At 61.3% G+C, this 13336-nt stretch carries 9 protein-coding genes; 2 read left to right on the top strand and 7 right to left on the bottom strand.

The window, feature by feature from the left end; translation table 11 throughout:
• The 3 genes from BLW24_RS15360 to BLW24_RS15350 all read right to left on the bottom strand — a co-directional run bounded on the left by BLW24_RS15360 (window position 1) and on the right by BLW24_RS15350 (window position 4130).
• Window positions 1-1239: an SLC13 family permease gene (locus BLW24_RS15360; protein WP_090383424.1), complete on the bottom strand. Its 1239-nt coding sequence runs from the start codon at window positions 1237-1239 to the stop codon at window positions 1-3.
• Window positions 1240-1472: 233 nt separating this feature from the next.
• Window positions 1473-2840, bottom strand: a complete 1368-nt coding sequence (locus BLW24_RS15355) for a choice-of-anchor I domain-containing protein (RefSeq protein ID WP_139272680.1) — start codon at window positions 2838-2840, stop codon at window positions 1473-1475.
• Window positions 2841-3149: 309 nt separating this feature from the next.
• Window positions 3150-4130 (bottom strand): IS5 family transposase, encoded by a 981-nt coding sequence (locus BLW24_RS15350; protein ID WP_090375275.1) that lies wholly within the window; start codon window positions 4128-4130, stop codon window positions 3150-3152.
• 78 nt (window positions 4131-4208) lie between these two features.
• Between BLW24_RS15350 and BLW24_RS15345 the strand changes: the two genes are divergently transcribed.
• Together BLW24_RS15345 and BLW24_RS15340 are read left to right on the top strand one after the other, a co-directional pair.
• Window positions 4209-5003 (top strand): substrate-binding periplasmic protein, encoded by a 795-nt coding sequence (locus BLW24_RS15345; RefSeq protein WP_090383410.1) that lies wholly within the window; start codon window positions 4209-4211, stop codon window positions 5001-5003.
• 121 nt (window positions 5004-5124) lie between these two features.
• Entirely contained in the window at window positions 5125-6267 is a 1143-nt protein-coding gene (locus tag BLW24_RS15340) for an ABC transporter substrate-binding protein (protein WP_167360384.1), read from the top strand.
• On the opposite strand, the gene BLW24_RS15335 is transcribed toward BLW24_RS15340, so the two are convergent.
• From BLW24_RS15335 to sbcD, 4 genes are all read right to left on the bottom strand, one after another.
• Window positions 6264-7550 (bottom strand): ABC1 kinase family protein, encoded by a 1287-nt coding sequence (locus tag BLW24_RS15335; RefSeq protein ID WP_090387756.1) that lies wholly within the window; start codon window positions 7548-7550, stop codon window positions 6264-6266. The two genes, BLW24_RS15340 and BLW24_RS15335, sit on opposite strands and share 4 nt — an antisense overlap.
• Before the next feature lie 69 nt (window positions 7551-7619).
• On the bottom strand, window positions 7620-8411 hold the full coding sequence (locus BLW24_RS15330; RefSeq protein WP_208600181.1) for a substrate-binding periplasmic protein: 792 nt from the start codon (window positions 8409-8411) through the stop codon (window positions 7620-7622).
• Window positions 8412-8682: 271 nt separating this feature from the next.
• A complete protein-coding gene (locus tag BLW24_RS15325) occupies window positions 8683-12117 on the bottom strand; it encodes an SbcC/MukB-like Walker B domain-containing protein (RefSeq protein WP_090383399.1) in 3435 nt (1144 codons plus the stop codon).
• The gene (gene sbcD / locus BLW24_RS15320; RefSeq protein ID WP_090383395.1) at window positions 12114-13334 is read right to left on the bottom strand and encodes an exonuclease subunit SbcD; all 1221 of its coding nucleotides are present in this window, start codon (window positions 13332-13334) and stop codon (window positions 12114-12116) included. Before sbcD ends, BLW24_RS15325 begins: the two co-directional genes overlap by 4 nt.
• Window positions 13335-13336: the final 2 nt, after the last annotated feature.

Raw genomic sequence — 13336 nt, 5'->3', positions numbered from 1 at the left:
CTACCAGGGCAGCCAGCCGCCTAGGACCAGCCACACCCCAGCCAGCCCCATGCTCAGCAGGGTTACCGGCACGCCGCTGCGGGCAAAGTCGACAAAACTCAGCGGCACGCCCTGACGCCGCGCGCTTTCGGCGACGATCAGATTCACCACGCTGCCAATCAGCAGTAGGTTGCCGGCCAGCGTCGACATGATCGCCAAACCCACCAGCAAGGCCTCGCCGGCCTCCGGCAACACGCCCAACAGCAACATCACGTAGGGCACATTGCCAATCAGGTTGCCGGCCAGCAGCGACAAGCTCGCCAGGGTGATCACCCCATGGGGTAACAGGCCCAAATCGGCCAGATTGCCGGCCAAACCGACGACCTGCGGCAGGCTCATCGCCGCGCCCGTCACCACGAACAACCCGGCAAACAGCAGCAACAGGTTCCAGTCAACCTTCTGCACATAGTCGCGGCTGTCCACCCGCCGCGACAGCATCACCAGTACCGCAATCAACAGGGCGGAAATCTCCCGCGGCATGCTGGTGGAAAACAGCCCGAGCAGCACCAGGCTGGCCAGCAGCGGTTTCAGGTAACTGCGCACGCCACAAATGTGCTGCACCGGGGTTTCCGCCTGCACCGCCGGTTTGGCCGTACCCCAGCGTTTGCGCCACTGCAGCCAGATCACCGCATAGGTGATGGCTAACGCCGCCAGTGCCGGCGGGCCGGCAATCCAGGTGTAGGACCAGAAATCCAGGCCACCAGCCTGGCCAATCAGGATGTTCTGCGGATTACCGATCAGGCTGGCGCTGGAGCCGGCATTGCACGACAGCGCCAATGCCAGGAGAAACGGCCGCGGGTCGAGGCCACGGGCCAGCAGGCTGTGGCACAGCAGCGGAGTCAGAGCGAAGGCGACGATGTCATTGACCAGCAACGCCGACAGCACACCGCCCAACAGGACCACCCCCAGCAGCAACAGCACCGACTGCTCGGCATAGTGGCTGAGTTGCTGGTTAAGCCAGGCGTACACACCAGAGAAGTCGAACTGCGCACTGATCAGCATCAGCGCCAACAGCAGCAACAGCGCGCCGGCATCCAAATGGCTGGCTGCCTCGCTGGGTGTCTGCGCACCACTGACCAGCAGCAACAACGCCGCGCAGCCGGCAATCCAGCTGCGATCGACGCGCAGGCCACGGATGCCCCCTGCGGCCATGCCCAGGTAGGTCAGTACAAACAGAATCGATACGACCCAAACGGTCATGCGCCTGCCATCCCCCTCATACCTGCGCGATTGCGCTGCAGCACTCTAAAGGGCGTGAGGCTGACGGGGAACTGGCCGCAAAGAAAAAAGCGCCAGGAGCAATTTTCAACGCCGCGCAACGACGGCCCGAAGGGTGGCCGCCAGGGATGGCAGGCCATAAAAAGCCGGCGCAACGGCCGGCTTGTTCGGTACTCGGCCAGACGCAGGCAGCGCGCCTGACCACAACAGGCGTATTACTTGAGCAACTCGAACACCGCCACGTTGCCGCTCTTCTCCAGGCCAGTGACCAGGAAATGCCGCCCCTCACGCTCAACATGAGCCAACCCTTCCGGCGCCAGGTTGCCGGAGCCTGCGCCTTCACCGGCACCCACCACCTGCAACACCTTGGGTTGCTCGGCCAGGTCAAGGTCGATCAGGGCCAGGGCATCGGCGCGCTCCAGGGTCGCCACCGCCAGACGCTTGCCGAAGGCATCGAAACTCACCACACCTTCCGGCTCGCTGCCCTTGTTGGGACTGCGCGCATCCGGGTAAACACCGGCCTGAGCGGCCATATCATCCAGCTGGCTGCCGGTATCACCGAGCAGCTTGCCGCTCATGGCATCGAACACACTGACCGTGCGTCCACCACCGCTGGGCAGGCCAGCCTTGGTCTTGGCGACTTTCGGGTCGGTATCGCCTTCATCAGCGCTAACCAGGTAACGGCCATCGGCGCTCACCGCCAAGGCATCCGGCTCGCGCAGGGCAAACAGCTCGGCCGCCGGGGTGTATTTTCCGTCATCGACGATATCCGCGGCATGGCGCACGGTACCCAGACCAAACACCTTGTCCAGCTTGCCTTGCAGCACATCAACCACCGCAATCGCGTTGTTCTCTTGCAGGCTGACGTAGGCACGCGCGCCGTCCGGGCTGAAGGTCACGTATTCCGGCTCGATATGCTCGGGGCTGGTGCCGAACGGCACTTTCAACTCTTCGCCGTCGATCACCCGTTCCAGCAGACGCTTATGCTCAGCCTGGGTCGCGCCCTCGACACCTTTCAGGTCCGGCAGGGTAATCAGGCTGTGCTTGGCCGCCGCCACGCCGCCACGCAGGTCGATCAGGCTGATCGAGCCTTCACCGCTGCGAAAACCCTCGCCGTCACGCACATAGCCTTCGCCTTCGTTGGCCACCACGATGAAGTCGCCTTTAGGCGAAAACGCCAGGCTGTCAGGCCAGATACCAATTTCAACGGTATTAAGCAGCTTGCCATCGGCCACCGAACGCAACTCGACGCGACCGTTTTTCAGGCCATCGCTATTGCGAATACACACGGCAAACAGGTCTTCGCTGGGGTGGAAAATTACCGAAGTGATTTCCCCCGTGCCGGCTGCCACCAGGTTATGCCGGGCAATGCGCTTGAGCCCCTTGGCCGGGTCCAGCTGCAGCACATCGACCAAGCCTTCGGCGCTATTGGACACAATCACGCGCATGCTCGAAGCCTGCGCGCTGACAATTTCAGTGTCGGCAGCGAAGCCGCTCTCGTACAGCGCCAGGGGTTTAAGCTCAAGAGCAGAGGCCAATGGAGCCAGGGCAAAAAGCGCGCAAAGTGTAGAGATTCGCAGCACAGTAACTATCCTTATGCAGAGACATGGGGATTGAACAAATCCGCAGCAGTCTTCATCCGCACGATGACGTTTTAATGAAGCATTAATGGCGTTTTATCTGCGTCTGCGCAGTGGTATTACTAGGGCATAAATACATGCAGGCGATATTCCCGGTTGTCACTAAGGATCCTCTGAAGTAGCCATGCATTTCTGGCTGACGTCAGCCTCTGCTGATTTCGAAAGTGATAAATCGATCAAAAACGATCAGATTACCGGCTCATTTCTGTGTTTTTAGCCGCCGCGAGCACCTCGCGGCAGCCATTTCCAGCATTACGGGCGCACCTCTCCTGCATTCGTCAGTAAATGTCGGCGCGCCATCCACAGATTTGACAGCGCGAATAAAGTCACCAGTTGCGCCGTGTTTTTGACCAGGCCACGGAAGCGCGTCTTCACATAACCGAACTGACGCTTGATCACCCGAAACGGATGCTCGACCTTGGCTCGCACTTGGGCCTTGGCCTTCTCGATTTTGCGCTTGGCTTTGTACAGCGCGCTGCGCTTACCGAGTTTCTTGTAAGTGCTACGCCGTGCTGCAACCTGCCAGATCACTTGACGGCCCTCATGCTCGGGGCGCTTCTCGACACCGGTATATCCGGCATCGCCCCCCACCATGTTTTCCTCGCCGTGCAGCAGCTTATCGACCTGGGTGACATCCGCCACGTTGGCGGCAGTACCCACCACGCTGTGCACCAAGCCAGACTCGTCATCCACCCCGATGTGCGCCTTCATGCCGAAGTAATACTGATTGCCTTTCTTGGTTGAGTGCATCTCAGGGTCACGCTTACCGTTCTTGTTCTTGGTTGAACTCGGCGCGTTGATCAGCGTGGCATCGACGATGGTGCCTTGGCGCAGCGACAAACCACGGTCACCCAGGTAGCCATTGATCACGGCCAGGATGCCGGCAGCCAGTTCGTGTTTTTCCAGCAAGCGGCGGAAGTTGAGGATGGTGGTTTCGTCAGGAATGCGCTCCAGAGTCAGCCCGGCAAACTGGCGTAGGATGGTGGTCTCGTACAGCGCCTCTTCCATCGCCGGATCGCTGTAACCGAACCAGTTTTGCATCAGATGCACTCGCAGCATCGCCATCAGCGGATAGGACGGTCGGCCGCCTTCACCCTTTGGATAATGCGGCTCGATCAAAGCGATCAACCCTTTCCATGGCACTACCCGATCCATCTCGATCAGGAACAATTCTTTGCGGGTCTGCTTGCGCTTGCCGGCGTACTCGGCGTCGGCGAAGGTCATCTGCTTCATCGGAAAACTCGGCGGGTGGAGTGCGGATATTTTGCCAAAATCAGGAAGTCTTTTTCAGACCATCCCTAAGGGGCTTTAATGAAGTGGAAAAACCTGTTCGTCGCGTTCTGCCTGCTGCTGGGGCTGCCCGCGCAAGCCAGCGAACAGCCAGAACTGAAGATCAGCGTCGGCGACTGGCCGCCTTATTTGTCCAGCGACTTACAACACAACGGGGTGATTGCCCACCTGATCAGCGACCTGCTCGCCGATGAGGGCTATCGTGTCACGTTCCAGTTTCTACCCTGGCCGCGGGCCTATGCCGCAGCGGCTGCAAGCCGCTTTGACGGCACTGCGGTATGGATGCACAAGACCGAGCGCGAGGCGGACTTTCTGTTCAGCGCGCCATTGCTCGATGAACAGTTCGTGTTCTTTCACCTGAAAAGCCTACCCTTTGACTGGCAACGCTTTGACGACCTCACCGGCATGACCCTCGGCGGCGGCCTGGAATACAGCTACGGCCCGCAGTTCGATGCCTTTCTCGCCGAGAACAAGGTGAAGATCGAGCGCGTTTCAAACGACCAGCAGAACTTCGAGAAGCTGCTCAAGGAGCGCGTGGTGCTCTACCCGCAGGAGATGAACGTCGGTTATGCCGCCCTGCGCAGTCACTTCAGCGCGGAAGATCAGGCCAAGATCACCCATCACCCGAAGCCGCTGCTAGTCAATCTGAGCTACCTGATGCTGCCGAAAGCCCTGGAAGGCAGCCCGGCGCTGCTTGAGCGCTTCAATAAGCGCCTGCAGCTCTACCGTGACAGCGGCCGTTATCAGCGTTATTTCGATGATCTACAGCAAGGCAAGTACCAGCAGGAGCCGTCAGCATCAGCCACAGGCGAGTAAAAACCGGTCTTTTATGCACAACTGACTAGAGTGTTTTAGAGAATCACATGCACACCCAGAATAAGAAGAAATGGACGAGCGGACCCTATAGTGGCCCGCGATCATGCCAAGGAGCGTATCGATGACCTCTCGACAGCTGCTGCGTGGCCTGGTGATCAGCTGCCTGCTGATACCGGGAGTCGCCAGCGCAGCGGAGCCAGGCCTGAGCACGGATGAAGTACGGATCGGCATGGTCAACGCACAGAGCGGCCCGGCGGCAGCTCTGGGTTTGGGCATGCTCAATGGCGCTCAAGCCTACTTCAAACGCGTCAACGCCGAAGGTGGGGTACATGGTCGGCGTATCAACCTGCTCAGCCGGGACGATGGCTATGAGCCCAGCCAGACCGCCGCGCATACCCGCAGCCTATTGAAAACCCGGCAGGTGTTTGCCCTGCTCGGCTATGTCGGCACGCCCACCTCACGCGCCGCGGTGCCGCTGGCGCTGCGGGCGCAAGTGCCGTACCTGTTCCCCTTTACTGGGGCCGAGTTTCTGCGCACACCGGCCAAACCCGGGGTATTCAATATCCGCGCATCCTATATCGAGGAAACCGAGCAACTGGTCGAGCACATGACCCAGGACCTCAAGCTGAGCAAGATTGCCATCCTGATGCAGGACGACTCCTTCGGTGAATCGGTCAAGGGCGGCCTCAACGGCGCGCTGCTCAAACGCGAGCTGAAGATCCATGCGCAGGCGCGCATCCAGCGCAATTCGCTGGACGTGACTGCTGCCATCAAGGCCTTGCAGCGCACCCAGCCGGAAGCGGTGTTCTTTGTCGGCACTTACAGGCAACTGGCGGCTGCAATCAAACAGGCGAAAGCGCTGGGCTTCAATACACGCTTTATCAGCGTGTCGTTTATCGGCACCGAGGGGTTTATCCGTGAGATCGGCAGTGACGGCGATGGGGTATATATATCCCAGGTGGTGCCCTCACCTGACGATAGTTCGCTGGCGCTGGTGCGCGCCTATCAAGCCGATATGCAGCCTGGCGATTTTGACCACGCGTCACTGGAGGGCTATATCGGTGCAGCGGTGTTTACTCAGGCGCTGCGCAAAGCCGGCGCTGAGCCTACACGCGAGACGTTTCTCGATGCGCTGGAACACCTCGACACGGACCTCGGCGGTTTCAAGGTGGCATTCTCACGCCGCCAGCACCAGGGTTCCAGTCTGGTCTTCCTGACTCGCATCGAAAACGGCCAGGCCATACCCGTTACCAGCATGCGCTAACGCCCGACCAGCTGTACCTGCAACAGATCGGCCACCGGCAGCGCGACACCGAGGCGGCTGAGGTTCCAGTAATGCCCTTCCAGCGTGCGATTGACCAGCAAGGTGGCCGGTGCGGGTTGCAGACTGCCCAATGCGCCCAGCACATCGGGCAACAGCCGCTGCACCTGTTCATGCAGCGGCGTGGCGGCAAAGTCCCAGTGCACGCCAGGCTGCAACAGCGGCCCGAGCAAGCCATGCAGCTGACGGTACAAGCCATAGGGCGTGGTGGATTGCGGCTGGCGTGTACCGAGCGCCTGGAAGGCCTTCTCCAGCTGCTCGCCGTCGCGGGCCTGCAACGCCTTGTAGGTTTGCACATAGGCCGCCAGTAACGGCGCAGACAGCGCCTGCACACAGCCGAAGTCATACACCACCAGCTCACCGGCTGCGGTGTAGGCGAAATTGCCCGGATGCGGATCGGCATGCAGCAGCCCCAGCTCGAAGGCCTGGGCACTCAGCCAGAGCACCAGGGGCAGGGCCAGACGCTCACGCACTTCAGCACTGGCCCGGCTAACCTCGGCAAACGGCAAGCCGGCCTCCTCGCTTAGCGCCAGTACACCGGGGCGGCACAGATCTTCCTGCGGCTGCGGCAGACGCAAGCCCGGCCAATCGGCGAAATGCGCGCGAAAGTCCTGCAGACGGCGCATCTCCGTCGGGTAATCCAGCTCAGCTGCGATCACCGCTGCCAGTTCCTGGTACAAGCCTTCCAGCTGTTCGGCGGGCGCGCGGAACAAGCGCCCCAGCGGCAACAAACGGCGCAGCTGGCGCAGATCCGCCTGGCAGTTCTCGGCGATACCCGGGTATTGCACTTTCAGCACCAGCGCCCGGCCATCTGCCGCTATCGCGCGATGCACCTGGCCCAAGGAGGCGGCGGCAAAGGGTTGCTCGTCGATCTGCTGGAAAAACTGCCCGAGGTCCGCGCCATACACCTGTTGCAGGTGTTCGCGCAGCGCGCTGAAGGGCAAGGCCGGCACACGGTTCTGCAACGAGGCCAGCGCCAGAGCCACCGGCTCAGGCAGCACACCCTGCCACTGTGAGGCCATTTGCCCCAGCTTGAGCACCGGGCCTTTCATCTCGCCCAGCACATCCGTGAGCAGATCGCCCACCGGCTGCCAATCAATTCCACTGCGCCCAGGACGCAGACGCTGCCCCAGCACGCTGCCGCCGATGCGCGTGGCCGTACCGGCCAAGGTCAGAAAGCGCCCAAGCGCAGAGGCAGACGGTGGAGCGGCGGGAGGCTTAGCCATGCGGCAATACTCATCGAGGCGAAGCACGATCATGCGCCTGCCCTTAACAGGCTCCAAGCATTAACCGACTCAGGGCTGAGAGCGTGCCAGAAAATCCCGCACCTGCTGCCGATACGTCACCGACTCGCGCTGACGCTCAATTTCATCCCAGATACGCGCGGCATACGCAGGGTTAGCCGCCACATAGGCGTTGGACAGCATCAGGTAGTAAGCCTTCTCTTCCAGCGGCAGCTTGACCTTTTCCAGCCGCGCCGCCAGCTCAGGATTGCTCTGCAGCACAAAGTCGCCGCGCAGGCTCTGCAGCGCAGCCGCTTCGATGCGCTTATGGCTAAGCATCTGCAACAGCGCCAGCGGATCACGGCTGGCTTCATCAACCTCGGCGCCCTGGGCGCGAATAAAGTCGACAATCGAAAAGCCGCTCAGGGAGCCAACCCGCCCTTGCAACTGGCGAAACTCTTCGCCGTTCCAGCTCACAGGGCTGCCCTTACGCCGGTACAGGGCGTAGATCGAGGTGTGCAGCCGTTTGCGCTCATCCAGGCGGCCATCGGCATCCTGCGGGTAACGGCCGAGAAGCAGACGTTCCTCCTTGAAGCTGGAGGCAAAAGCGCCGTCATAGGTGCCTTGAGCCATGCCAGACAAACAGCGCTTCCAGGGCACGGCAACGAAGCTGAACTGCAGCGGCAAGCTCTCGTCGACCAGCCGTAGCAGCTGCAGGTTGAGCCCGCTGCCGTCGGTCATCACCCAGGGGTAGGAGTTTTGATCCTCATAACAGAGGATCAAGGCATCGGCCGAACGTGGGGCCGCATGGGCCTCAACAACCAGACAACAGCAGCACAGCAGGCAGATCAACAGCTTGGCCAAGGCAATGCTCCGAGACAGTGAAAGCGTCGTTCCCTGAGGGCGAGTGCGGCTTCCTGCGCGCCAGGAGCCTGTCGGACTTAACCGTTCGTAGCGAGGGAAAGCCCGGCTTGAGGCAGTTTTGCTGGTTTTCCGAGGCGAATAGCTGGCTATTTAACGAGGGAAAGCAGCAAAAATGACCAACTCCGGCTTTGCCGCAGTAGAACAGCGTTAAGTCCGACAGGCTCCTAGGTTTCAGTATAGGTAGGCATAGCCCAAGCAACGCTGGCGCAGATCAATTGTCCCGTGCATTCACCGCAAAGCGCTTATCCAGGCCGCTATAACCCATGCCGACGCCCTTGTGCACTTTCAACTGCACCGGGATGCGTTCCTTAAGCGCTTCGACATGACTGATCACGCCGATCATCTTGCCGCTGGCATTGAGGTTATCCAAGGCGTCCAGAGCGACCTCCAGGGTTTCACCGTCCAACGTGCCGAAGCCTTCGTCGAGAAACAGCGAGTCGATGCTGGTCTTGTGGCTGACCAGATCGGACAGCGCCAGGGCCAGGGCCAGACTGACCAGAAAGCTCTCGCCGCCGGACAAGGTCTTGGTGTCGCGCGCCGCATCGGCCTGCCAGGTGTCGATCACCTCCAGCTCCAACTCGCCACTGCTGCGCCGCGCCAACTGGTAGCGGCCATGCAAACGTTCGAGCTGCTGATTGGCCAGGTAGACCAGATGATCGAGGGTCAGGCCCTGGGCAAACTTGCGATATTTGGCGCCATCGGCCGAGCCGATCAGGCTGTTGAGCTGCTGCCATAGATCGTATTCGCCCTGCTTGGCTTGGTTCTCGGCAAACAGGCTCTGCTGGCCCTGCCTGCGCGCGTCGTCACCCTGCAGTTGGGCGCGGATCTCTCCCTGGCGCTCACTCAGGGTTTTCAGCTGAGCGTTGAGAGACTGCAACTGTTCATCAAGCTGCTCAAGGCTCAGCACGCTGTGCGGTAGCGCCTGCAATTGCTCAAGATGCCGAGTGCTGGACAGCATCAGTGCCTGTGCTTCGGCCAGCGCCTTGTCCACACGCTGCTTGAGGGCTGTCAGTTGCGCTTGCTGCTCAGGATCAAGCAGCGCCGCCTGGTAGCTGGCTACATCGGCAAAGGGGCTGAGGGCCAGCGCGTCGATCCAGGCTTGCTGTTGCCGATGCAGACCCGCCTGCGCCTGGCTGAGCAGTTCATTGTGGGTCTGCTGTTTGCCCTGCCAGCTACTTAGTGCTTGCACAGCGTCGTCGTAGCCCTGCTGCGCAGCCGCCAGACGTTCGCGGGCATCCGCCACCTGCGGCAGCTCCGGCAAGGCAGGCAACGGCTGCTGATGTAACCGCTGCTGCCAGAGGTCGGCTACTTCCTGGCTGCTGCTCAGACCATGCTGTTCATCACGCAGACGCTCCTGCAGCTCCGCCAGTTGCTGCTGATACTGCTGCCACTGCGCCCATTCCTCCTCGCGCTGCTGCAGCCAGCTATCACCTTGCTCCGGCAGGCTGTAACCGAACTGCGCCAAGGCTGCGCCCAGCTGCTCCTGCTGCTGTTGCTGCTGTTGCTGCAGGTGTTGCAACTGCTTGGCGATGTCTTGCTGCTGACGCTGTTGCTGCTCCTGTTTGCTGAGCAGCACTGCCTGCTCGGTGCGCTGCTGTTGCAGGCTACCCTGCACCTGCTGGTTGGCGGTACGGGCGCTATCCAGAGCGACCTTACATTCTTCAAGCTGGCTCAGGCGCGCCTGCAACTGCTGCGCCTGTTCGGCATGGATCTGCATGGCAACCTTGAGCGCGGCGGCGTCCGCCAGTTGCTGGCCCAGCAGTTCGGTTTGTTGCTGCCAGAGATCGGCCTGCTGCTGACGTTCCTGCTCGACCCGCTGCACCTGCACCTGTTGCTGTTCGATACGTTCATTCAAAGTGGCGACAGTGCTGCGCAGGCCTTCGCCCTGCTCGCCCAGGGCTTTCAACTGCTCGCGCTTGAGTTCCAGCGCAGAGACCGTGACCGAGCTGTCCAGCGCCTGGTAAGCCGCCACGGCCGGATGCTCCAGGGAGCCACACAGCGGGCAGGCCTGCTCAGGCTGTAGCTGGGCGCGGTATTGCTCCAGGGCCTGAATGCACTGTTCCTGCAATAACAGGGTTTCCTTGTCGCGCACCTGCTGCTGCAGATCGCGGTACTGCTCGCGCAGGCTGACCAGCGCCTGTTCCTGCTTGGCCTTGTGCTGTTGCTGCTCCAGCATGGCATCGCTCAGTTGCCCGGCCTGCCTGGCCAGCTCCTGACGATGCTGAGCAATCTGCTCCAGACGCTGCAACACGTGCCCCTGCTCCAGCAAGCGCTGCCAGTGCTCACGCAAGACGGCTTCGGCTTCCCCGGCCAGCAGTTGCTCAAGCGCCGCTTGCTGCTCATGCTCACGGGCCTCTGCAACCAGCAGTGCCGCCTCGGCCTGCTGCAACTGGGCCTGCAGGCTCTGTATCTGCTGCGCCAACTGCGCCGCATCAGCCTGCTCTTGCTGCTGCCTATTCAACTGCTCGGTGACAGCGTTGCTCAACTGCTGCCGCGCAGTCAGTTGCTCACGCCAGATGCCCAGTTGCACACCCAACTGAGCGCGCTGCGGGTGCTGCGCCAACTGCGTCTGCACGCTCTGCTGCTGGTTAACGAGCTGGCCAATACGCGACTGCCTGAGCGCCACCAACTGCTGGCTGAACTGACTGGCCAGCCACAGTTGCTGGGCCATCTGCTCGGTGGCCTGCTGCTGGGCAATGGTGATGTTGTTCAACTCATCCTGCCGTTGCGCCAGCAGTTGCTGGGCCTGCTGCCAGGCCTGATGAGCGGGCTGCAGACGCAGTGCCGGCGCGCAGTCTGCAAGCTGCTGCAATTGCACTTGTGCATCCTGCCAGGCGTGTTGCGCCTGCTGTTCTTGGGCCTGGGCCTGTTGATGCTGACTATGCGCCTTGCTCAGATCGAGAACATGTTGGCGTTGCTGCTGGCAACTCTGTTGCTGGCCGTTGAGCAACACTTCCTGCTCAGCCAGTTGCGTGACTTCATCCTGCAGTGCCTGGCGCTGCTCCGCATTAAGCAGCTCCACCCCTTCGGCCCTGGCACGTAGCTGGTCGAGTGAGTTTTTTACCTCGCGGGTCTGCTCAAACACCCGCTGGGATATCTGCCCGTAGATATCGGTACCTGTCAGCTCTTCCAGCAGCTCGGCGCGCTGGTTGGCACCCGCTTCGAGAAAGGCGGCAAAACCGCCCTGGGCCAGCAGCATGGACTTGGTAAAGCGCTCAAAATCCAGACCGGTGAGGCGCTCGGTCTCATGCAGCTTCTCGTTGATCTTGTCGGTGATGATCTGCCCGTCAGCGGCGGCCAGCTCAACCTTGGGCCCCTGCAATTGACCGTCAGCCTTATCACGGGCGCGGCGCTGGCTCCAGAACGCGCGGTAGGCGACGCCTTTGACCTCGAATTCGACCTCAGCCAGGCAGTCTGCGGTGTGGCGGGTCATTAATTGATTGGTCTTATCCGACAGCGAGCTAATACGCGGCGTGCGGTGGTACAGGGCTAGGCAGATGGCATCCAGCAGCGTGGTCTTGCCCGCGCCGGTCGGCCCGGTGATGGCGAACAAACCGTTGTCCTTGAACGGCTCGGCGGTGAAGTCGATCTTCCATTCACCTTTCAGCGAATTAAGGTTTTTCAGGCGCAGGCTAAGGATCTTCATAGCTCGCCCTCACGCAGCTCACTGACCACCTGCTGATACAGCCCCAGCAAGCGTTGCTGCTCAGCGTCATCCAGGCTTTCGCTACTAAGCCGTTGCGCGAATACATCCTCAACGCTTAGCTCATCCAGAGTTTCCTTGGCCTGGCCCTGCAAGCTCGCGCTGGCATTACCGCGTTCGCGGCGGATACGCAGCACTTCCACCGGCAGCCCTTCGCATAGGGCGGCGATACGCAGCTGCAAATCGCTCAGGTAATCGTCGGTACCGACCAACACCTCCAGCCACACCGGCTGTTCGGCACTGCCCTGCTCTGCCGCTTGCTTGATCTGCACGTCCAACTCTTTAAGCGAACCGCGCAGCGACAGCAACGGCTGAAAACGCGGCACCAGCAGCGCGCTGATCTGGCGCAAACCACTGCTATCCAGCTCGACTAGCAACACTTCCTTCTGCTGCTTGGCTTCATCGAAGCTCAGGGGAATGGGCGAGCCGCAGTAGCGGATATGCTCCAGCCCGCCGACCTTCTGCGGCCGGTGGATATGCCCCAGGGCGATATAGGCCGCCGGCGGAAAGGCACTGGTGGGAAAGGCCTCCAGGCTACCGACATAAATCTCGCGCACCGAATCGCTGGCGCTGGCACCCACAGTGGTCAGATGCCCAGTGGCAATAATCGGCAGGTCGCCGCCCAGTTCGGCGCACTTGGCCTCGGCCAGGGCATAGAGGTCCTGGTAATGCTGCTGGATCGCCTGCTGCAGCGACTGCTGCTTGTCCTGCGCACTCTGCCCGGCCTGGCTTTGCAACACATCGCGCGGGCGGATAAAGGGGATGCCACAGAGAATTGCAGCGGGCGAGCCGTCACGTTGGTGCAGCACCAGCAGCTGCTCTTCGAGGCTTTCGCTAACCCCCGGAATCACCCGCGTACCCAGTTGCGCCAGCAGTGTCTTGCTCTCACCGAGCATGGCCACCGAATCATGGTTGCCGCCGAGCACCACCAGCTCGCAGCCGGTGCCACGCAACTCGACGATAAAGCGGTTGTACTGCTCGCGGGCATAGCTGGGCGGCGCGCCGGTGTCGAAGATATCGCCAGCAATCAGCACGGCATCGACCCCGTGCGCGCATACTTGCTCGATCAGCCAGGCGCAGAAGGCCTGATGCTCGGCCTGGCGGGTCTTGCCCATAAAGTGCTGGCCGAGGTGCCAGTCGGAGGTGTGCAGAATGCGCATGC

It is taken from the genome of Pseudomonas anguilliseptica (genome assembly GCF_900105355.1).
GTDB lineage: Bacteria > Pseudomonadota > Gammaproteobacteria > Pseudomonadales > Pseudomonadaceae > Aquipseudomonas > Aquipseudomonas anguilliseptica.
The sequence above is the reverse complement of the archived record's forward strand: the minus strand, read 5'-3'. Positions and strand labels throughout refer to the sequence as shown.